Here is a 22,220-nt window from a genome sequence, read left to right as displayed (position 1 = left end):
CGAGCGTCAGTGAACAGGCGGCTGTGCGGCCTCGGGTGCGTCGGCGAGGTCGTCCCTGAGGGCGGCGGCGATCTGCTGGACATGGGGCTCGGCGACGAGTTCGTAGTGGGTCGCGTCGACATGGTGGACGCACACCGGCCGGGGCAGATGGGCGTCCCACGCTTCGGGCGGGGTCGGCTCCGGGGCCAGGGGAGTCATGTCGTCGACGGGGCGCTGGGCGAGCCACACGGTGGTGGGTGTCCGAAGGAGCCGGGGCAGCCGGTGCCCGGCCATGGCGGTCAGGTTGGTACGGCAGCAGCGCGCGAGGCGTTCGGCGTAGGCGCGGCCCGGCCCGGTCAGGCGGTCGGTGCCGTTGCCGCTCAGTTCCCGGGCGAAGACGGCGTCCACCTGCCGCTCGTCGTAGGCGGCGAGCCGTTCGCCGGCGTCGGGCGGCGGCGGGTCGAGGAGGTACAGGGCCTGCACGGGCCGGCCGGCCGGCTCGGCGAGGGCCGCCATCGACAGGGCCGTCCACGCCCCGAACGACCAGCCTGTCAGGCGCAGTCGGCGGTCGGGGCCGGGGAACGCGGCCCGTACGTCGTCGACGTAGTGCGCTGCGCGGTCGGCGATCGACGTGGCGGGCAGTTGCGGGTCGCGCAGCGCCGGGTCGGCGATCAGGCAGACGGTCAGTTCGTCCGGCAGCGCCGACACCAGTGGACGGTAGGCCTGGATGTCGCCGCCGACCGGATGCACTACGCAGAGCACGTCACGGCCCGTGCCGCGCTGCCACACCTCGACGTCCACCAGGGCGCCCGCCGGATCGGTCGGGCGGGTGACGGTGTCGAGGTGGCCGAGGATCTCGGCGAGGCTTACGCGGTGGCTGAGCCGGGACAGGTCGATGTCGACGCCGTAGCGGCGTTTGACCTCGTCGATGAGTTCCAGCAGGGTCAGGGAGTCGGCGCCCAGGTCGTACAGCGGCGCCGCGGGGTCGACGGCGTCCACGCCGAGCAGGTCGCGCAGGACCTCGGCGAGGTCGTCGGCGGCTGACGTTTCGTCATGATGCCTGGCGGTGGCCGGTGCCGGTGCCGGTTCGTAGAAGAAGCGTGCCTGCGGCAAGGGCGTGGTGCTGACCATCAGGTGGGGCAGTTGCAGGTGCAGGGCCTGTTCGAAGACGGCCGCGCCGTCCTCGGGGGTGAGCGCCACCGCGAGGTGCTCCTGGTGGCGGGCGTCGGCGCCGAGTGCGTGCTGGGCCATGCCGACCTCACGCCAGGCGTCCCAGCCGATGCTCATCCGGACCGTCGCGTCGCCGGCGCCGGGAGGTGCGTACTGGGCGAAGGCATCCAGACAGGCGTTGGCCGCCGCGTAGTCGAACTGGCCGACACCGCCGTACTGGGCCGCCATCGACGAGCAGTAGGCCGCGTGGTCGGGGCGGTGGTCGGCGATGAGCCGCTCGACGAGCAGGGCGCCGCGCAGCTTGGCCGCCGTGGCGCGGCGGGCGGTGGTGGGGTCGCGGCGGGCCAGTATTCCGCCCGCGGCTGTTCCGGCAGCGTGCACGATGCCGGTGAGGCCGTCGAGGTGCGGGGCCAGGCGCGTGGCGAGCGTGTGGAGGTCTTCCGTGGCGAGGTCGGCCGGGACGACGGTGACGCGGTCCGCGTGCGCACGCAGAGGGGACGGCGTCCCGTCGCCCCTGGCGAGCAGGACCACGCGGGTTCCGGGGTGGTGCAGGATGCGTGCGGCCAGGGTGCTGCCGATGCCGCCGGTTCCGCCGAGGATCAGGTGGGTTCCGGGGGTGGTGGACCAGGGCGTGGGCGGGGTTTCGGGTGCGGGGACCGGGTGGAGGGTGCGGAGCCACCAGAAGCCGTCGCGCAGGGCGACCGCCGGGTGGGCGACGGTGTCGTCGAGGAGCAGGTCGGGCAGGTGGTCCGCCCAGTCGGCCGGACCGGGTCCGGGCAGGTCGGCCCAGCGCAGGGTCACGCCGAGTTCCTGACGGGGGATTTCGGTCGCCGCGGCGAGCAGTCCCGCTTCGGGTCTGCGGATGGCACCGGTGACCGGCTGCGCCTGGTGGGACAGCAGCCATACGCGTGGCCGTCGGGTGTCCGGGACGTCGGCCAGGGCTCTGCCGAGGGCGGCGACGGTGTCCAGGCAGGCCCATTGGGCGGTCTCCAGCGAGTGCTCGTCGACGCTGCCGTCCAGGGTGAGCGGGAGCGTGTGCAGCCAGTCGATGTCGGAGGCGCCGTGATCGGTCACGCGGGCCAACAGTGCCGCGAGGTGCCCGGAGTCGGTGGGATCGGCCTCGTAGTGATCGTCGTCAAGACGGATGAGGCTGCTGGTGGCCCGTACCCGGACCACCCGGTCGTAGTGGCGCTCCAGGAACCGCCACGCGTCGGGGTCCGTGCCCGGTGCGGTGACCACCACAGCGGTGCGGCGCGGTGCGTGGGCGGGTCCGGTGCGGGCCCGGCGCAGACGCGTCCACTGCGGCTGGTGCAGCCAGTCGGTGGCGGGGAGCCGTTGTGGCCGGGGGTCGGATGCCTGCGCCGAGGGAGTTCGGGGAAAGTCGTACTCGGCCGTGTCGAAGGCGGGTGGTGGGAAGTCCCATGGAGGCCCGGCGGGGCCCTCGGGCCATACGAGGGTCTGTCCGGCCGTCCAGGCCTCGGCGAGCGCCTGCGGGTCACGGCCCGGCTCCGGCGGCTGCGCCGACGGCGCCGGCTCGGTAACGGCGAGCGAGCGCAGCCAGGCCACGGCCGACGCGGCGTCGGGGCAGACCGCCGCCGCCCGGTGGGCGAGTGCGGGGCGGCCGGCCTGGAGGTGGCGCAGTACCCGCGGATAGGTCTCGGGATGTGCGCTCAGGTAGTCGGCGATCCGTCGGCCGTCCGCGCGCACGGCGGCCTCGGAGGAGCCGGACAGGACCAGACACGGCACCGGTTCGGGCGGGGTGTGGGCGGTCGGTGTGGTGTCCGGTTGCTCCAGCAGCAGGTGGGCGTTGGTCCCGCCGATGCCGAAACTGCTGACGGCGGCCACGCGTGGCAGGTCCCGCGGCCAGGGTTCGGCCGTGGTCGGTACGCGGAACGGACCGTCGTCGATCTCCGGGTTGAGACGGTCGAAGTCCGCCGTGGGCGGGAGGGTCCCGTGGTGCACGGCGAGCACGGCCCGCACCATGCCGACGACGCCCGCGGCGGCGCCCAGGTGCCCGATCTGGCTCTTCACGGAGGACAGGGCCATGCGTGCGTCGTCCGCCAGGCCGTACGCCTGACGCAGCGCCGCCGCCTCCACCGGGTCCCCGAGGCGGGTGCCCGTGCCGTGTGCCTCCACATAGCCGAGGTCGGCACCGGTACGGCCGCTGCGGTGCAGGGCGGCACCGATCGCGGCGCGTTGCCCGGCGAGGGCGGGCGCGCTGTAACTGAGCTTGTCCGAGCCGTCGTTGTTGATGCCCGAGCCCGTGACGACGGCGTAGACGGTGTCCCCGTCCCGGCGTGCCGCGGCGAGGGGCTTGAGGACGACCACGCCGGTGCCGCTGGCTCCGACGGTGCCGGCGGCGTCCGCGCTGAAGGGCCGGCAGTGGCCGTCCGGGGAGAAGATGTGCTGCGGCCGGTAGGTGTAGCCGTCGGTCAGTTCGGTGTCGACCAGGACGCCGCCGACGAGCATCACGTCCGCGTCGCCCTGCCTGAGCAGCCCGGCGGCGACGTGTACGCCGACGAGCGAGCTGGAGCACGCGGACTGCACGGTGAAGGCGGGGCCCGTCAGACCGAGGTGGTAGGCGGCCTTGGTGGCCAGGAAGTCCTTCTCGTGGTGCAGCGCCAGCCGGAAGGTGTCGGGCAGTTCGGCCTGGTCGGCCTCACGCAGCATGCGCTGGAAGTAGGTGTTCTCCCCGCAGGCGGCCACGAGTCCCACCCGGGAGGCCGCCGTGGTGCCGATACCGGCGTGGGCGAGTGCCTCGACGCAGTTCATCAGGAGCTGCCGCTGCTGGGGATCCATCAGCCGGGCCTCGTGCGGACTGAGCGTGAAGCGGCCCGGGTCGAAGGCGAGCAGCCCCGTCAGCTGGCTGCGGGCGCCGATCCGGCCGCCGGTCGCGGGAAAGTGCTCGATGCCGCGGCGGGCGGAGGTGACCAGGTCCCAGAAGGCGGCCAGGTCGGGGGCGCCCGGGAGCCGTACGGCCATCCCGATGACGGCGACGGGTTCCTCGGCCCGCTCCCCGGCCGGCCGGGGGTCACCTGGTGCGAGCGCCTCGGACGCGGCGCGGTCGGCCCGGGGAGCGACGACACCGTCCGTCGCGGGGACAGCGCCCCGCCGGTCGAGGAGGCGGGCGAGGGCGCGGAGGGTGACGTGCTCGAACAACTCCGGTACGGAGAAGGTGAGATCGTCCTCGCCCGCGCAGCGGAGCTGAAAGCGCATCAGGTCCAGGCTGGTGGCACCCGCGTCGAAGAACCGCTGCTCCACGGTGATCGCCCTGCCGGTCACCGTCTCGAACAGCGCGGCCAGCCGTGCTTCGAGCGGCGACACGGCCGAGGCGTTCGCGCCGGCCGGACGCAGCTCACGGCCCGGGACGGTGAGCGCGGCCCGGCGGTCCAGTTTGCCGCTCGGGGTGCGCGGCAGCTCCGTGAGGCGGCGGAAGCGGCTGATGCGCACGTAGGCCGGCAGCAGCCCGGACAGATGGTCGGCGAGGTCCGCGGGATCGGGGTCCTCGGCCCGGAACTGCAGGCATGCCACCAGACGGCCGTCCGCCACGGCCGCGACCGCGTTGGTCACCCCCGGGTACTGCAACAACGCGGCCTCGACCTGCCCCAGCTCCAGCCGGTGTCCGCCGAGTTTGACCTGGGTGTCGTCGCGGCCCGCGTAGTGCAGCAGGCCCTGGGTGTCGAAGCGGGCCAGGTCGCCGGTGCGGTAGAACGTCCCCAGGTCGGCGTCGTCGGTGAAGCGGTCGTCGTGCGAAGCGTCGTCGCCGTGGTAGCAGCGGTTGGCCATGGGACCGCCGATCAGCAACTCGCCCGTGACGCCCGGCGGGACGGGGTGCCCGCCGTCGTCGACGACGCGCAGGACGGCGTTGGCCACCGGACGTCCGACAGCCGGGCGCAGCGGCCAGGACACGGGGTCGCCGTCGAGGCACAGGCCGCTGACGACATGGGTCTCGGTGGGACCGTAGTGGTTGAACAGGCGGGCGTCCGGCAGTCCCGCGAACCAGCGGCGGATCGCGTCCGTGCACACCAACTGCTCCCCCGCGGTGACGACTTCGCGCAGCCTGGAGGGGAACTGTCCGGTGCGTACGCCGTGTTCGGCGAGCAGCTGCAGGGCCACGTACGGCAGGAAGATCCGTTCCGCTCCCCCGGTCTCCAACTCCCTCAGCAGGGCCGGGACATCGTGCCGCCAGGCGGGTCGCACCAGGCGCAGCAGACCGCCGGAGCACAGGGTGGTGAAGATCTCCTGGAAGGAGACGTCGAAGGACAGCATGGAGAACTGCTGGGTGACGGCGGGCGCAAAGAGGCCGCCGTCGGTGCGCTGCCAGGTCAGCAGGTTGCACAGGGTCCGGTCGGGCACCTGGACGCCCTTGGGGGTCCCGGTGGAGCCGGACGTGAACAGGGTGTAGAGCGGGCGCAGTCCCTGGTGTGCGAGGGGTTCGGGCGTGGTGGCGGGGGTGTCGGTGAGGGTCAGGAGGTGCCGTGGCAGAGACGGTGGCGCGATGGCGTCGAGGGTGTCTTGGTCCTCGGGTGCCACGAGCACGCACAGGGGGTCGGCCCGGTCGAGGACGTGCCGCAGCAGGGGCGGCGGATACGCGGGGTCGAGCGGGACGATGGTGAGGTTGAGGCGGGCCGCCGCCAGGAGCGCCACGATGTGTTCGGCGGAGGGCTGGAGGTAGAGCGCCACGGCGGCCGGGGCGGCGGGATCGGCCGGGAGGTGGTGGCGGGCGCGCAGGGCGGTCGCCAACTCCGCTGCCTGCGCGTCGAGTTCCGCGTAGGTGAGGGTCGCGTCGCCGGTGGTGACGGCCGGTGTGTGCGGGGTCCTGGCCGCCTGGCGGGCGAAGCCGTCGGCGACGGTGGTGAAGTCCGGTGCCCTCCTGGGACCTCGGCCCTGGTCGGGCAGGGCGCGGCGGTGGTCGGCGACCAGTTCGTGCAGGGTGCGGCCGGTGTCACCGGTCAGGTGGTCGAGGGCCTGGCGGAAGAGGCGGCTCGCGGCTTCGGCGCGCTCGGGGCCGATGTCGTCGCGGTACTCCCACAGGCAGTCGAAGCCGGACTCGTGCTCCACCACCGACAGCGTGAGGGCGCATTTGGCGCCCAGTGGCTCGGGCCACACCGGCCGTACCTCGCAGCCGTCCAGCCGCAGCGCCGAGAACTCGGTGTTCTCCAGCACGAACAGGTAGTCGAACAGGGGGGTCCGCTCACGGAGGGTGCGGTCCGCGAGGACGTCGGCGAGGGCGACCTCCTGTTCCCGCAGCACGGCGCGAACGGCGTCGGAGTGGGCCGCGAGGTGCGAGTCCAGGGACCGATGCGGTTCCAGGGGCAGGTCCAGGAGGACGGTGTTGGCGAACATGCCGACCGTTTCCGCGAATTCGGGGCGGGGCCGGTTGGCCACCGGTGTGGCGACCAGCGGACGGCTCTGGCCGGTCACGCCGTACACGCTCGCGGCGAACGCGGACACCAGCAACTGGAACCTCGTCAGGCCGAGTTGTGCGGCGCGACGGTCCAGCGCGCCCCGGCGGACCAGGTCGAGCGAGCCGCGTAACAGCCGCGCCTGTGGCGCGCCCGGCGTGTCGGGGGCCGGCAGGGCGGGTGACGGGTCGCCGTCGCGGCCGTAGTGGGAGCGCAGCCGCGCGCGCCGGCGCCGGTACGCGGGGCTCGTGTGCCAGGTGCGCTGCCAACGGGCGAAGTCCAGGGGTGTGGTGGCGGACGGCGGCGCGCCGGCGGTGGTGTACGCGTCGGTGAGGTCGCGGAAGAGGAGGTTGAGTGACCAGCCGTCCACGGCGACGTGGTGCAGGTGCAGCAGGAGCAGTCCGCCGTCGGCCTGTGACAGCCAGGCGGCCCGCAGCATCCGGGCGTCCCGGAGGTCGAACGGGTGGCTGAAGAACCGGTCGGCGGTGTCCTGCCACTCCTCCTCGGCGTGGGCTTCGAGCCGTTCCCACGGGTCGTAGGGTTCGCCGGTCCGCTGGATCAGGCCGTGCGGGGTGGGGACCAGCCGGGTGCGCAGTGCCACGTGCCGCTCCACCAGCGTGCGCACCGCGCGGTGCAGGGCCGCCGTGTCGAGGGGGCCCCGGACGCGGAAGGCGAGCGGCACGTCGTAGGAGCGGTCCCCGGGCTCTCGCTGGTGCAGGAGCCAGAGGCGTTCCTGTTCGCTGGTGGCCGGTGCGGTCGGCTCGTCGGAGGGGCCGGGCACGGGTGGGTGTTCGCCCTCGGCCGGGTCAGGGGCGTGGACGGCGTCCGCGAGGGCGGCGAAGTCGGCCGTCAGGACGAGGTCGTGCGGCAGGTCGACGGCGAAGCGGCTGAGGATCTCGAAGCGGAAGCGCAGCGCCTTCAGCGAGTCGCCGCCGCTGGGGACCCAGCGGTCGCCGGGGCGCAGGCCGGTGACGGCGAGGATGTCCTCGGCGATCTCCAGCACGCGCCGCTGACCGGGGTCCGCGTGTGTGTCGCGCTGGTGCGGGCCGCGCCACGGGGTCCCGGCGTCGCGCAGCAGGGCGGCCGGGTCGACCTTGCCGTTGGCGTTCAGCGGCAGCTCGGCGGCGAGGTGCGTGTGGTGGGGGCGCATGTAGGCCGGCAGGGCGGCGGCGAGGTGACGGTCGTAGGCGTCGTAGGAGAGTTCGTCGCCCAGGACGAGGAAGGCGAGCAGTTCGTTTCGGTCCGCGTCGTCGCGGCGGGTGCACACATGGGCCCGGCGGACGGCGGGGTGCGCCAGGATCTGCCGCTCCACCTCGCCCGGTTCGATGCGGAAGCCGCGCACCTTGACCTGGCGGTCGGCCCGGCCGACATAGGTCACCCGGCCTTCGGTGTCCCGGCGCACCAGGTCTCCGGTGCGGTACCAGCGCCGTTCGCCGCCTTCCTCGTCCGGCAGCAGGACGAAGCTCCGCCCGGTGCGCTCGGGCAGGTTGCGGTAGCCGCGGGCCAACGCGGGTCCGGACAGCAGCAGTTCGGCCACCTCACCGGGCTCGGCGGTGCGCCCGTCCTCGGTACGCAGCCGCACGCGGGTGCCGGGCAGCGCGGTACCGATGGGAACCGTGTCACCGTCGAAGTCGCGGGGGATGGGGTGGCACAGGGCGAACGTCGTGGCTTCCGTCGGCCCGTACACGTTGTGCAGGACGGTGCGGGAGGCGGGATTGGCCTCGTACCAGCGGCGGACGATCCGTGCGTTGAGCTGTTCACCGCCGACGAGTACCTGTTCGGTGGTGGCGAAGCAGTCGGGCACCTGCTCGACGACCACGTTGAACAGGGCCGCCGTGATGAACAGGGTGCCTACGCGCCGCTCGGCGAGCACGCCGGCCAGCCGGTGCGGGCTGTGCACCTGGGCGTCGTCGAGTACGACGCAGACGCCGCCGGTCAGGAGCGGGACCCACACCTCGAAGCTGAGGGCGTCGAAGGCGGGGTTGGACAGGCAGGCGTAGCGGGCGCCGGCCCGTAGGTCGAGGTAGCCGGGCCGGGCCAGTCGCAGCACTCCTTCGTCGGTGACCTCGACGCCCTTGGGGCGCCCCGTGCTGCCGGAGGTGTAGAAGACGAAGCCGGTGGCGGTGTCGGCGGCGGGCGTCGACGACCCGGCGGGCAGGCCTGGCCTGCCGGTCGGCTCCTCGGGGCTCAGGAGCGCGTCGGCGTCCCAGTCGGCGAGGTGCGCGGGCAGGTGCGGCGAAGTCGCGCTGTCGTGGACGACGGCGACGGCGCCCGAGTCGTCGAGGATGTGCCGTTGCCGGTCCAGCGGGCTGAGCCGGTCGAGGGGGACGACGGTGGCTCCGGCGCGGCGGATGCCGAGCATGACGCAGACCAGTTGCCACGAGCGGGGCAGGCACACGGCGACCGCGTGCCCGGGGCGCACTCCGGCCGCCCGCAGCCGCGCGGCCACCCGGCCGCCGGCCTGTGCGAGTTCCGCGTAGTCGAGGACCCGGTCGCCGTCCTCGACGGCGACGGCGGAGGGTGTGCGGCGGGCCTGGTCGAGTACGGCGTCGGCGAGGGAGGCGGATCTCGCGGGGAGGGCGTGCTCTGTGCCGTTCGGGGGCGTCGAGCCGCTGCGGGCGGGGTGGAGGCCCATCACACCTCCCGCTGGGGGTCGTGGTGGGCCAGTTCGGCGCCGAGCAGTGCGCCGACCTGGGCCGCTCCGGCGCCCTCCAGGATCTCCCAGTGGTCGCACTCCATCGTCTCGACCCGGAAGTCGCCCTCGGCGCGGCGCTGCCAGAAGGCACGGACCTCGGCGTGGAAGGGGGTGTCGGTGCCGTCCGGTACGGCCTGGGCGAGGACCAGGCGCGCCGGGGAAGGTATCGGTAAGTGTGCGCGGGCCGTGAGCCGGTTGTGGTTGTAGAGGTGGAAGTAGCGGTCGACCTGGGCGTCGTCGATGCCGGGATACATCCCGTTGAACCTCACGAGTTTGTCGCGGAACTCGGCCGCGTCGACAGCGCCGATCTCCGCGCGTGCGGACGCGTCGTCGGTGGCCTGGGTGTCGAGGAGGACGACGCTGACGGCACGGCGTCCGGCACGGGCCAGGACGCGTCCCATCTCGTGGGCGACCAGGCCGCCGTAGGACAGGCCGGTCAGGACCAGTGGCCCTTCGCCGAGGGGTTCGAGGAGGCGCAGATACGCCTCCGCCATGGCCTCCACCGTGGGCAGCAGGTCCTCGCCGGGGTTCACTCCCGGCGACTGGATGCCGTACAGCCCCGCCCGCTCGGGCAGGAGGGCGGCCAGGGGCAGGTAGCAGAAGGCGGTGCCTCCGGCGGGGTGGACGCAGACCACCCGCGGGCCCGTGCCGGGGCGGAACTCGATGAGGCTGCCCGGGGCCTGGGGGGCGCCGTCCTCGCGCAGCAGCGCGGCCAGCGCCTCGATGGTGGGCCGCGTCATCACCTCGCTCACGGGGAGGGCGCGGCCGAACGTCTCGGTGACGGCGTGGGCCATCTTGATGGCCGACAACGACGTGCCGCCGATCTCGAAGAAGTTGTCGCTGACGCCGATGTCGGGGTGGAGCAGGATCCGCTGCCATATCCGGTACAGGCCGTGTTCGACGTGGTCACGGGGGCTGGCGGTGTTGACCTGGGTGGAGGTCTGCTCGTGGGCGAGGCGCAGCAGTGCCGGCCGGTCGAGCTTGCCGCTGCGGTTGAGCGGGAGGGCGGCGAGGTCGAGGAAGACCGCGGGGATCATGTAGTCGGGCAGCCGGTGTTCGAGGGCGGTGCGCCAGTCGTGGACGCCGCGGGCCGGTGCCGTGCCCCGGCCGACGCCGGCGACCAGCCGGGGCTCCCCCGCCGGGTCGCGGTCGACGAGGACAGCGGCTTCGCGGACGCCGGGCAGCGCCATGAGCGCCGCCTCGACCTCCGCGGGTTCGATCCGGAATCCGCGCAGTTTGACCTGGTCGTCGGCGCGCCCGAGATAGTGGGCCTCGCCGTCCGGCAGCCGTCGGGCGAGGTCTCCGGTGCGGTAGATCCGTTCGCCGGGCACGAACGGATCGGGCAGAAAACGTTCCTTGGTGAGCTCGGGGCGGCCCAGATAGCCGCGGGCCAGCGACGCTCCGCCGAGGTACACCTCCCCGACGACGCCGGGCGGGACGGGCTCCATGCGGCCGTCCAGCACGTACATGCGGGTATGGGGCAGCGGGCGGCCGATGGGGCAGGGGCGCTCCAGCGGCCGGGGGTCGTAGTGGGCGGTGCTGTACAGGGTCGCTTCCGTGGGTCCGTAGCCGAAGCAGATCCGCAGGCCCGGCAGGTGCTGTGTCATGCGGTGGAGAGCGGCTTCGGTGAGCGATTCGACTCCGGTCAGCAGCTTGCGCAGCGGCAGCCCGCGCAGCCGTGGTGCGGGGTCCTCGTCGATCCACTTGACGTAGGCGGGCGGCAGGAACGCCTGGGTGACCGCGTGCTCGCGCATCCACGCCAGCAGGGCCTCGGGGTCGCCGCGCAGCTCCTCGGGCACGATGTGCAGCACGCCGCCGGTGGTCAGGGGCAGCAGCAGCTCGTGGATCGAGGCGTCGAAGCCGATGCCGGACCAGGCGGAGCCTGCCTCGCCGGGGGCCGTGCCCATGCGGGCGTGCCAGGTGGCGAAGAGGTTGAGGACGCTGCGGTGCTCCACCGCGACGCCCTTGGGACGTCCCGTGGACCCGGAGGTGAAGATCACATAGGCCGGCCGGTCGGGCGCTCGGCCGACATCTGTCGGCGCCCCCTGCCGAGTCGCTCCCTCGGCCTCCACCGCTCGCAGGTCGAGCCAGTCCCCGGCGCGGTCCGCGCTGTCGTGGTCGCTCAGCACGAGGGGGCAGGCGGCGTCCTCGATCATGCCCGCGAGGCGTTCCCGGGGCTGGCCCGGGTCGAGCGGGAGATAGGCGGCGCCCGCCTTGAGGATGCCCAGAATGCCGACGGCCAGGTCGCAGGATCGCTTCGCGTGCAGCCCCACCACGTCGCCGGGGCGCACGGACCGGGCGGCGAGGGCGTGCGCGAGGTGGTTGGCGCGGCGGTCGAGTGCCGCGTAGTCCAGCGAGCGGTCCCGGTCGACGACCGCGGTCTGCGCGGGGCGCTCGCGGACCTGGGTCTCGAAGAGGTCGACGAGTCCGGAGGCCGTGCGCAGGGCGGCTTCCCCCGGGTCGGGTGGGCCGGCGGGCCGGGTGGCGTCACCGTCGAGGACCATGCGTCGGCGTTCCTGCGGCTCCATCAGTTCCAGGGCCCGGATGTCGCGGTCCGGATGGCGGGTCATGTCGGTGAGCAGGTGCCGCAGATGACGCGTCCAGCGCTGTGCGGTGGCGTGGTCGAGGAGGGCGGTCGCGTAGTCCAGGTGCCCGGTGATTCGGCCGCCGGACTCGGTCGCCGACACGGCGAGGTCGAACTTGGCCGGGGCGTGGTCGATCGGCAGCGGTTCGGCCTCGACACCGGGCAGGTGCAGCAGGTCCCGTCGGTCGGGCACCCAGGCCAGTATGGTCTGGAACAGCGGTGTGCGGGAGGCGCTGCGCGGGGGGTTGACCAGTTCGACGATGCGCTCGAAGGGCAGGTCCTGGTGATCGAGTGCCTCGCGTACGACGGCACGGGTTCGGGCGAGGGCCTCGGACGCGGTGAGGGGGCCGGACAGGTCGATCCGTAACGGGAGGGAGTTGACCAGGAAGCCGATGAGTCCGGACGCCCCCGGGCCGCGCCGGCCCGCGAACGGGCTGCCGACAACGATGTCGTCCTGCCCCGACAGGCGTGACAGGAGAACGGCCCAGCCCGTCAGCAGGGCCACGAAGGGGGTGGCGCCGTACTGTCTGGCCAAGGCGCGCAGCCCGGCGGTGACTTCGGCGTCCAGGCCGAACTCGGCCCGGCCGCCCTCGTAGTGCTGCCGCGCCGGACGCGGGCGGTCGGTGGGGAGTTCCAGGACGGGCGGCGCGTCGTGCAGGGCGCGTACCCAGTAGTCCTCCTGGCCGCCGAGGCCACCGCCGAGAACGGCTTCCTGCTGGGCCAGCGCATGGTCCGCGTACTGCCGGGCGAGTGCCGGCAGCGGGTTCGCACCGCCTGTCGAGAACGCCCGGTAGATCCGCCCGACTTCATCCATCATGACGTCCATCGACGCACCGTCGTAGATGCTGTGATGGAACGTCAGCAGAAGCAGGTGGCGCTCCGGCCCGACGGCGAGCAGCCGGCCACGTCCGAGAGGTCCGGCCGCCAGGTCGAACGGCCGCTCCGCCTCGTCGAGTTGCAGGGCGGCCACGCGGGCGTCGAGGTCGATGACGGCGCTGAGGTCCTCGAAGGCCAGCGCGAACCCCACCCCTGGCGGGTCGACGTGTTGGCGCACGACGCCTTCCTCGGCGACCAGCCGCGTCCGCAGCGTTTCGTGCCGGTCGGCCAGGGCGTCGAAGGTGCGTGACAGCACGTCACGGTCGAGCGGTCCGGTCAACGTGAAGGCGATCGTCTCGTTGTACGCGGCGTTGGCACCCGGGAGTTGGGCCAGAAACCACAGTCGCTGCTGGGCGAAGGAGGCGAGCCGGACGCGAGTAGGGACAGCGGGGACAGGGTGGGGGGTTTTCTGCACCGGCTTTACCTGACCTATTCGATTCCCGAAGAGATAGCAGAAAGAATTCTGCTCAATTACTCCGTGACACAACCGCAATCATCAATCACTGGCTCAGTACATGTCAACACCCGCCATCGGCGCTCGACCCGCTCGACGAAGGAATCCCCCGAAACTCGTATATGGGAAGAAAAACTCCACAGGGCGCAGGTGAAGAAGCCTTCACATTCCGGCTGCCGAACCCGATTAAAGGTTTGGGATCCGCGCCGTTCGGCAGAGATGCGAGGGTGGCTATGCGCGTGTTGTTGTCGACGTACGGGTCGCGCGGGGATGTCGAACCGCTGGCCGGACTCGCGGTGCGGTTAAGGGAGTTGGGCGCGGAGGTGCGGGTGTGCGCGCCGCCGGACGAGGAGTTCGCGGAGATCCTGGCGGGTGTCGGCGTACCGCTGGTGCCGATCGGCCGGCCGGTGCGCCCGATCATGCACGGGACGACGCCTCCGTCAGCGGCTGACCTGTCCCGGCACCGCATCGAGTTGGTCGCCGCGCAGTTCGACACGGTCGCCGCGGCGGCCGAGGGATGCGACGCGGTGGTGGCGGCCGGCTTGATGCAGGTCGCCGCGCGGTCGGTGACCGAGAGGCTGGGCATCCCCTACGTGTACGCGAGTTACCAGCCGGTCGCCCTGCCGTCGCCGCACCATCCGCCACCACCGCGGCTGGGCCTGCCGTTCCCACCCGGCGTGACCGACAACCGGGCGCTGTGGGACCTGGACGCCCGGAGCATTCAGGAGTTGTTCGGCGCGGCACTCAACACCCACCGCGCCTCGATCGGCCTGCCCCCCGTGGACAACGTCCGCGACCACGTCTTCACCGGCGGCCCGTGGCTGGCCACGGACCCGACGCTGGGCCCGTGGCAGGAGGCGGCGGACCTCGACGTCGTACAGACCGGAGCGTGGATCCTGCCGGACGAGCGACCGCTCCCGGCCGGGCTCGAGGCGTTCCTGGCCGCCGGCACGGAACCGGTGTATGTGGGCTTCGGCAGCATGCGCGCCCCGCGGGACGCCGCGCGGGTGTCCATCGAGGCGGCCCGCGCGCAGGGCCGCCGCGTGGTCGTCGGGCGCGGCTGGGCGGACCTGGGCCTGATCGACGACCAGGACGACGCCTTCGCCGTCGGCGAGGTCAACCAGCAGGCGCTGTTCCGGCGGGTGGCCGCCGTCGTGCACCACGGCGGCGCGGGCACCACGACGACGGCCGCCCGGGCGGGCGCGCCCCAGGTGGTGGTACCCCAGATGGTGGACCAGCCGTACTGGGCCGGCCGGGTGGCCGGTCTGGGTATCGGCACGGCACACGACGGTCCGACTCCGACCGCCGAGTCCCTGTCGGCCGCGCTCGGCACGGCCCTGGCGCCCGAGACCCGCGCCCGAGCACGGGCCGTGGCCGGGACGATCCGCACCGACGGAACGACGGTGGCCGCGACGATGCTGCTCGACGCGGCCAGCCGAAAGAGGCCACCCGCGTCCCGGTGAACACGCGGAGCCGTATTCGCTCCTGCGACTCCTCCTGCAATTCACGGAGTTCCTCATGTCCCCATGGATGACGCCCGAGAAGGTAATTTCGGCACCCGTCATTCGCGAGTAGGCGGCAACATATTTGTTGGCGATGGCCTGGATATGGACAGTCCATGGGCCGTCGGCAATCGGTCGTTCAATCACCGCTGCCAGTCTCCCGCCCATGAACACTCCTCGTATGGGGCTCCCCGACCGGCTCGCCGACACGCTGAGCATGCCCGAGCAGCACGAGTACCTCCGCCGTGCCTTCTCCCGTCGCGGTCTGCTGCGCGGTGGCGCGGTCGCCGCGGCAGGCGTCACCCTGGCGGGCGGCGCCGGTACCGCGGTCGCCGCGACGCCCACCCTTGTGACGGGTTCCGCCACCGCCGACGTACACGGCTCGCTGGTGGCGCCGTTCGGCCGGCACCTGGCCTACGGGGCCGACCCGCGTACGCAGATGCGTGTGTCGTGGCAGGTACCGCTGCCGGTTCGCAAACCGTTCCTGCGCATCGGCCGCAGCCCCCTCGACCTGAGCCACCGGATCCCCGCGGAGGTGCGCGACCTGTTCACGCCGGCGGGGATCGGCAAGAGCACCGACATCGACCAGTACTACGTGCACGCGGCGCTGGACAACCTGACTCCCGGTACCACGTACTACTACGGCGTCGGCCACGACGGCTTCGACCCGGCGGACGCCGGTGCCGCGCACACCGTGTACTCCTTCACCACCGCTCCCCGGGCGCACAGCACCCGGCCCTTCACGTTCACCGCCTTCGGCGACCAGAACCCCAGCTACACGTCGATCGGGCTCAACGCGCTGGTCCAGGCGCAGAACCCGGCGTTCCATCTGCACGCGGGCGACATCTGCTACGCCGAGGAGACCGGCCACGGGCTTCCCGGGGACGCGGGCAACTACGACGCCCGCCAGTGGGACTCGTTCCTGGCCCAGATCGAGCCGCTGTCGAGCCGGGTGCCGTGGATGGTGGCGTTCGGCAACCACGACATGGAGTCCTGGTACTCGCCCAACGGGTACGGCGGCAACGAGGCCCGCTTCACCCTGCCCGGCAACGGTTTCGACGCCGCGTCGGCGCCCGGCGTCTACTCCTTCGTCCACGGCAACGTGGGCGTGGTGTCGGTCGACGCCAACGACGTCTCGTACGAGATCCCCGCCAACATCGGCTACACCGGGGGCCGCCAGACCGCCTGGCTCGACCAGCGGCTCGGCGAGCTGCGGGCGCGTACCGACGTGGACTTCATCGTCGTCTTCCACCACCACTGCGCCTTCTCGACCACCAGCTCGCACGCCTCCGAGGGCGGGGTGCGCGAGCAGTGGGTGCCGCTGTACGAGAAGCACCAGGTGGACCTGGTGGTCAACGGGCACAACCACGTCTACGAGCGCACCGACCCCGTCGTCCGGGACAAGGCCGTTCGGGCCCTGCCCATCGGCGGCACCCACGAGCCGGCACGGGGCGGTGTGGTGTACGTGACGGCGGGCGCGGGCGGCGAGAGCGTGTACAGCTTCCCGGTCGCCGACAGCTACGAGGGCCACGAGGACGCGGTCGACTCGGTGCCCACGTACTGGACGGGCAAGGACGGCAAGGTCATGGAGAACGCCGACTGGTCCCGGGTCCGCTACACCGGTTACTCGTTCATCCGCGTCGACGTCGCTCCGGCCACGCCCGGGCGTACGGCGACCCTCACCGTGCGGGCGCTGGCCGCCACCGGCGCCGAGGTCGACCGGTTCACGGTCTCGCGCACGGTGGCCGGAGGGCACCGTCGGTAGTGCGACGACCGTAGGGCGAAGGCCCGGTCGCGTGGTGCGCCGGGCCTTCGCCGTTCCTGAGTCGTCCCGCGCTAGTGGCGGGCGCCCCCGCTCGTGAACGGCTCGAAGGCGTGGCTGAACTGCCAGGTCTTCTGGGCGATGCCGGAGCACGAGTCGGAGCCGCCGGTGCCCACACAGCCGCCGTTGTCGCGCTGGAGCGCCCAGAAGGAGAGTGTGTTGATCTTCTTGGCCTCGGCCCACTTCTCCACGGTGACCGCGTTCTGCGTCGTGAAGGTCTCCTCGGGTCCGAAGTCGTCGATGCCGGGCATCTCGATGACGCCGATCATGTTCCACAGCTTCGCGGCGCTCTTCTTCGGGTAGAGCGCTGCCAGTTGGGTGTGCAGACCGGCGGCAGCCGTCTTGGTGTCGGCCGCCATGTCGTGGGTGGCGCCGTCGTAGTAGTCGAACGTCATGATGTTGACGACGTCCACGCGCGCGCCGTTGTCGACGGCGTTCTGCAGCACGGCCACGCCGTTGGCCTCGAGACCGGTCGTGGAGGTCGGCAGGGTGTAGGAGAACTGCACGCTGTGGCCGGTCCGGTCGGCCCAGCGCTGGACCTTGGCGATCGCCTTGTTACGGCGGTCGATACCGGCCGCGTTGTCGATGGAGTCGCCCTCGATGTCGAGGTCGATCCGGGTGATGCCGTACGTCGTGACGAGGCTCTCGTACACCTTGGCGATGGCGTCGACGTCGGTGCAGCTGTCCGCCAGTTCGGTGCCGGTGGTGTCCGCGGACCAACCGCCGAAGGACGGGATGGCGTTGCCGCCGCGCGCCTGGATCGTGGCGATGTCACGGCCGAAGGTGCTCCGGGAGATCGGCTGGCCGGCCTCGCCGTTCCAGTACGCGGTGCACGAGCCCGGCGCGGCCGTCTGGAGGAAGGCCAGCGTGAGGTACTTGTTGCCCGAGGCGGCGGCGAGCGCGGCCGGGCTCTCGCCGGTCCACGCCTCGAAGTAGGGCGCCGCCACGTGGGCCGGCATGGGCTTGCCGTGGGCGGGGAGTGAGTCCGGCGCGGCGAGCGCACTCCCTCCCCCGACGGCGACAAGCCCGGCGGACACAGCGGTCGCGCTCAGACAGGACAGCAACGGACGAAGGGGACCAGGTCGTCTCACTGACGCTCCCATGGGAAGGGGCAGGCGGGGACAGCGGAGGACAGAACCGCTGGGGCGAACAGCGACCATGCTTGGACTAGACCACTTAACTGTCAAGGTTCTTTACAGTTAGCTGACCCAGCTGGGCGGCTGGAGTCACGCGCCACACCCGGACAGTCCTTTTTGGCCGGATCTCGTGCACACCCTCGAGGCGTTGCGCGTGCCTGATGTGCAAACGGGGTAATTCAAAGCCTTCCACCACAACTCGCCCCAACGGGGGATCACATGGACCTCACTCGTATGCGCACCCGTGGCGTCACCGCCACAGCCCTGGTCGCGCTCGCGGCGACCGCTCTCGGCGCCGCCGGCGCAGGAGCCTCACAGGCGGACACCGCGGCGCCACAGACTCGTCAGATCGCCTCGTCCGTTCTCGGCACGGACTACAAGGTCACCCTCACCGCGCTGCGTTCGACGGACGACGAGTACGCCGCGTCCGTGCGGTTGCAGGTCTACACGCAGGTCAACGGGGCGTGGAAGGAGTCGGACCGGGTGACCGTGGGCGATGTGGACGGCTGGTTCTGGTATCCGCTCACCGGCCGGGCCGCCGTGTGCCAGTTCTCGACCGCGAGCACGGAGCCCGCCCCGCTCACGGTGAGCCTGCTGCTCACACCGTCCCTGGGCTGCTCCGAGCCGACGCGCTTCGTCGTGCGGGAGGGACGGGTCTACGCCGGCTGAGCAAGTTCGTGGCCCGGAGCACGCGTTCAGCCCAGGATGATCCGGGCGGCCACCGGCAGATGGTCGCTACCGGTGGCGGGCAGGGTGCGGATGTGGCCGACGGTCGCCGAGCGGGCCATGACCTGGTCGATCCGGGCCAGCGGGAAACCGGCGGGATAGCTGAAGGCGAAGCCCCGCTGCGCCACGTTCATCCGTGACGTCAGCGGGGCCAGCCCACGGTCCTCGACGGTGCCGTTGAGGTCCCCCAGAAGGATCACCGTCCTCAGCCTCTCCGCGGCGACGGCCCTGCCCAGCAGGTCGGCGCTCTCGTCCCGCCAGGACGACGCGAGGCCGCTCGCCCCGACGCGGACCGAGGGCAGATGCGCGACGTACACCGCGATCTCACGGTGCGGCGTGCGGACCACAGCGCGCAGCCCGCGACTCCAGCCCTCCGTGATCCCATCGGGTCTGATGTCCACCCACCGCGTGTCGCTCAGCGGGTGCTTCGACCACAGTCCGACCGTGCCCCGGACCACGTGGTACGGATAGTCCGGGGCGAGGGTCTTCGCGTACACCGACAGTCCCGGGAGCACCAGTTCCTCCATCGCGATGAGATCGGGCCCGACGTCCGCCAGGGCGCGGGCCGTGTCCGCGGGGTCGGTGTTCTCGTCACTGACGTTGTGCTGCACCACGACCAGATCCCGGGCGCCGGGCTCTGCCCCGGGCAGGAGCAGCCCGCCGAAGTGATACGTCCACGCCGCCACCGGCAGCAGCAGCGCCACCAGCGCGACAGCCGAACGCCGCAGCAACGCCAGGCCGAACAGCACCACGACCGCCAGACCCAGCCAGGGCAGGAAAACCTCCAGCAGACTCCCGACCCGCCCCACGGAGTTGGGCACAGCCCGGGGGCCCGCCAGCAGCCCGGCCGCCAGCACCGCCAACACGGTCAGCACCCGCCCCCGCCCCCAGGCCCACCGGCCCCTCACATCCCGGCCCGCCAACCGCACCCACCAGAGTCCTGCCGCCCCCACGGACGACACCGCACCCCTGCCCACCGTCTCCCCCATCGCTTCCCGCCCACTCGATCCCGTCCCACCCGAAGACTAGGACCCGCCCGGCGGACGCGTCGGTCACCTGTGGCAGACGTCCCGGGCAGGAGTACGGCGAGGCGGAGGAAGGCCGGCCGGACGGCCGGCGGTGTGTCCGCCGACCGGTCGGCCTCACCCTCGAGGACGACCGCCCTGTCGGGCCAGGCGGTGCGCCGGTTCCTCGGTGGCGCTGTCCGGCGTCGGGGGCTGCCGTGTCACGGTCGCCGGTGGGCGGGCGTGTCGGCGGGTCAGGCCGACGCCCGCGAGGACGATCGCCATCCCGGCGGCGATCCTCAGGCTGAAGGCCTCGTCCAGCACGACGATCCCCAGCGCGACCGAGACCACCGGCAGCAGGTAGCCGACGGCCGCCGTGTTGGTGGCCCCCTCGGCGGCGATGTTGCGGTAGGTGAGGTGGAAGGTCGCCCCGGTGCAGACGACACCCAGGATCACGACCGCGATCAGTGTCTTCGGGTCGATGTCCACCGGTACCGAGCCGCCGGCGGGCAGGAGGGGGACCGTCAGGGCGGTCGCCGCGAGGAGTTGCGCCGCGGAGAGCGAGATGGTCGGGATTCCCCGGCCGACGAGGAAGCGGCCCATGTACGCGAAGCCGACCGCGTAGCTCGCCGCCGCGACGGCGACGGCGAGGACCCCCCAGCCGTCCGGCCTGGCCGCCTGCCACGGGGCGAGGATCAGCACGACACCGGCGAACCCGAGCAGGAGTCCGCCCAGCCGGGCCGGCCGCAGTCCGCGCTCGGCTCCGGTGAGGACGCCTATCAGCAGCGCCCACAACGGGGTCGTCGCGTTCAGTACGCCGGCGACGCCCGAGTCGATGCTCCGCTGGCCGAAGCTGAACAACGCGAACGGCACGGCGTTGCAGAAGAGGGCGGCCACGACGACGCGCCCCCAGACGGCCCGCTCGTGCGGCAGCCGCCGGCCCGTCCCCAGGCAGACGGCCAGCAGCGTGACCGCTCCGAGGACGCAGCGGACTACGGTCACCTGCACGGGAGTCAGCGCCTCCAGGGCCAACTCGGTCCACAGGAAGGTCGATCCCCACAGCAGGGCGAGCACACAGATCCGCAGCCCCGCCCAACTCCCGCCGCCACCGACACCGACACGGTTCACCGTCGCCTCCTGGTCCGAGCCCACATGGACGTCCGAGCCCCGATCGACGTCCGAGCCCCGATGAACGGTCCCGTACCCAACCAGGAAGGACAAGTGAAAGGTTCTGCACTTCTGTTAAGTTGTGCTACATGCTTGATGTGAGACGCATGCAGGTGCTCCGCGCGGTGGTCACCAGCGGGTCGGTGACCGCGGCGGCGGCCCACCTCGGTTACACCCCCTCGGCCGTCAGCCAGCAGGTGGCGGCGCTGGAGAAGGAGACCGGGATCGCGCTGCTGGAACGCGTCGGCCGGGGCGTGCGGCCCACGGCGGCAGGGCAGTTGCTCACCCGGTACGCCGCCGCCATCGGCGAGCAGCTCGCCGAGGCCGAGACCGCGCTGGCCGACCTGCGCGCCGGGCGCACGGGCCGGCTGGCCGTCCGCTACTTCGCCTCGGTCGGCCCGACCCTGCTGGCCCCCGCCCTCGCCCGGATCCGCCGCGAGCACCCCGGCGTGGCGATCGATCCCCGCCTGTCCGAGCCGGACGACGCCCTGGCGGAAGTGTGCCGGGGCGACGCCGACCTGGCCGTCGTCGTCGGCCGGCCCGCGGACGCCCACCTCCAGGGCATCCGCACGGTGCACCTGCTCGACGACGCCTACCAGGCGGTGCTTCCCGCCGGACACCCCCTGGCCGAGCAGCAGGTGATCGATCTGGCCGGTCTCGCGGGCGAACCCTGGGTCGGCAGCGAACCCCCCGGCCCCTGTCTCGACCCGATCCTCAACGCCTGTGCCGCGGCGGGCTTCAGCCCCGACGTCACCGCGAAGTCCGAGGACTACGCCACCGCCCAGGGATTCGTCGCCGCCGGCCTCGGAGTCAGCCTGATCCCCCGGCTGGGACTGGGCACCCGCCACCCCGGGGTCGTCGTCCGCCCACTGCGCCACCCGGAGCCCGTCAGGACGATCCACGCCGCGGTCCGGGAGGCCTCCCTGGACCAGCCCGCGCTGCGCGCCCTGCTCGACGCCCTCAGGTCGCAGCACACATGAATGTCCCATCGGGACTCATGTCCCAATGAGACATCAACGGGTGTAGCCTCGGCGGTATGAAGGCAACGGAGCCCGCCGGTGCGGCCGAGGACCGGCGGCGGCGCAAGACGCGCCAGACGCGGAACGCGCTGGCCACGGCCGCCATCGACCTGATCCTCGAACACGGTCTCGCGGCCACCACCGTGGAGGCGATCGCGGAACGCGCGGACGTCACACGGCGCACCTTCAGCCGGCACTTCACCGGCAAGGAGGCGGCAGCGCTGGACTTCGTCCGGGGCGACGGCGACCGGATCAACGCGCTGTTGCGTGCGCGGCCCGCCGACGAGCCGCCGCTGGCCGCCTACCGTGCGGCGGTGCGGGTCTGGCTCGCCGACCGGGAGAACCCGGCCTGGCACGTACGGCCGCGGATGCGGCGGCTGCTGGCCCTGGTGAACCGGGAGCCCGCGCTGTTCGCCGCGTACGAACGCATCCGGGTCGACGCGCAGGAGGAGTCGATCCGGATCCTCGCCGCACGGCTCGGCACCGATGACGTCGAGGACCTCCGTCCGGCCGTCGTCGTGGACGCCGCCGCCGGTGTCCTCACCGCCGCGCTGCGCGTCTGGGCGCGCCACGCCGGCGACGACTCGGGCGCCGCGGACCTCGCCGACCTGGTCGAGCGGGCCTACGACGCCCTGACCGAGACCGCCGCCGAGGCGGCCCGGCACCGACGAGGCCACTGAC

General features: G+C 72.5%; 10 protein-coding genes. 5 read left to right on the top strand and 5 right to left on the bottom strand.

Annotated features, from left to right (window positions below; translation table 11 throughout):
* Positions 1–6 precede the first annotated feature (6 nt).
* Together ACFPIH_RS31535 and ACFPIH_RS31530 are read right to left on the bottom strand one after the other, a co-directional pair.
* Positions 7–9,189 (bottom strand): amino acid adenylation domain-containing protein, encoded by a 9,183-nt coding sequence (locus ACFPIH_RS31535; RefSeq protein WP_385877931.1) that lies wholly within the window; start codon positions 9,187–9,189, stop codon positions 7–9.
* Positions 9,189–13,124: a non-ribosomal peptide synthetase gene (locus ACFPIH_RS31530; protein ID WP_381175992.1), complete on the bottom strand. Its 3,936-nt coding sequence runs from the start codon at positions 13,122–13,124 to the stop codon at positions 9,189–9,191. The genes ACFPIH_RS31535 and ACFPIH_RS31530 overlap by 1 nt, the downstream gene beginning before the upstream one ends.
* Before the next feature lie 272 nt (positions 13,125–13,396).
* Here ACFPIH_RS31530 and ACFPIH_RS31525 point away from each other — a divergent pair, with 272 nt between their 5' ends.
* Positions 13,397–14,626 carry a glycosyltransferase gene (locus tag ACFPIH_RS31525; protein WP_381175988.1) on the top strand — a complete coding sequence of 410 codons (1,230 nt, stop codon included), beginning with the start codon at positions 13,397–13,399 and terminating at the stop codon, positions 14,624–14,626.
* Positions 14,627–14,846: 220 nt separating this feature from the next.
* Positions 14,847–16,430, top strand: coding sequence for a purple acid phosphatase family protein (locus ACFPIH_RS31520; protein WP_381176138.1), 1,584 nt, complete (start codon positions 14,847–14,849; stop codon positions 16,428–16,430).
* A gap of 71 nt (positions 16,431–16,501) precedes the next feature.
* On the opposite strand, the gene ACFPIH_RS31515 is transcribed toward ACFPIH_RS31520, so the two are convergent.
* The gene (locus tag ACFPIH_RS31515; RefSeq protein ID WP_381175985.1) at positions 16,502–17,524 is read right to left on the bottom strand and encodes a chitinase; all 1,023 of its coding nucleotides are present in this window, start codon (positions 17,522–17,524) and stop codon (positions 16,502–16,504) included.
* A gap of 318 nt (positions 17,525–17,842) precedes the next feature.
* Here ACFPIH_RS31515 and ACFPIH_RS31510 point away from each other — a divergent pair, with 318 nt between their 5' ends.
* A complete protein-coding gene (locus ACFPIH_RS31510) occupies positions 17,843–18,292 on the top strand; it encodes a hypothetical protein (protein ID WP_381175982.1) in 450 nt (149 codons plus the stop codon).
* A 26-nt stretch (positions 18,293–18,318) separates the two neighbouring features.
* Here the strand turns inward: ACFPIH_RS31510 and ACFPIH_RS31505 are convergent, their stop codons facing one another.
* Together ACFPIH_RS31505 and ACFPIH_RS31500 are read right to left on the bottom strand one after the other, a co-directional pair.
* Entirely contained in the window at positions 18,319–19,224 is a 906-nt protein-coding gene (locus ACFPIH_RS31505; RefSeq protein WP_385877926.1) for an endonuclease/exonuclease/phosphatase family protein, read from the bottom strand.
* A 267-nt stretch (positions 19,225–19,491) separates the two neighbouring features.
* The gene (locus ACFPIH_RS31500; RefSeq protein WP_381175976.1) at positions 19,492–20,481 is read right to left on the bottom strand and encodes a DMT family transporter; all 990 of its coding nucleotides are present in this window, start codon (positions 20,479–20,481) and stop codon (positions 19,492–19,494) included.
* 128 nt (positions 20,482–20,609) lie between these two features.
* Between ACFPIH_RS31500 and ACFPIH_RS31495 the strand changes: the two genes are divergently transcribed.
* Both ACFPIH_RS31495 and ACFPIH_RS31490 read left to right on the top strand, forming a co-directional pair.
* On the top strand, positions 20,610–21,500 hold the full coding sequence (locus tag ACFPIH_RS31495; RefSeq protein WP_381175973.1) for a LysR family transcriptional regulator: 891 nt from the start codon (positions 20,610–20,612) through the stop codon (positions 21,498–21,500).
* Between the two features lie 56 nt (positions 21,501–21,556).
* Positions 21,557–22,219, top strand: a complete 663-nt coding sequence (locus tag ACFPIH_RS31490; RefSeq protein WP_381175970.1) for a TetR/AcrR family transcriptional regulator — start codon at positions 21,557–21,559, stop codon at positions 22,217–22,219.
* The last annotated feature ends 1 nt before the right edge of the window (position 22,220 follow it).

It is taken from the genome of Streptomyces vulcanius (assembly GCF_042653945.1).
GTDB lineage: Bacteria > Actinomycetota > Actinomycetes > Streptomycetales > Streptomycetaceae > Streptomyces > Streptomyces mangrovi.
Note: the sequence above shows the minus strand (reverse complement) of the source record. Positions and strands in the feature narration are given on the sequence as shown.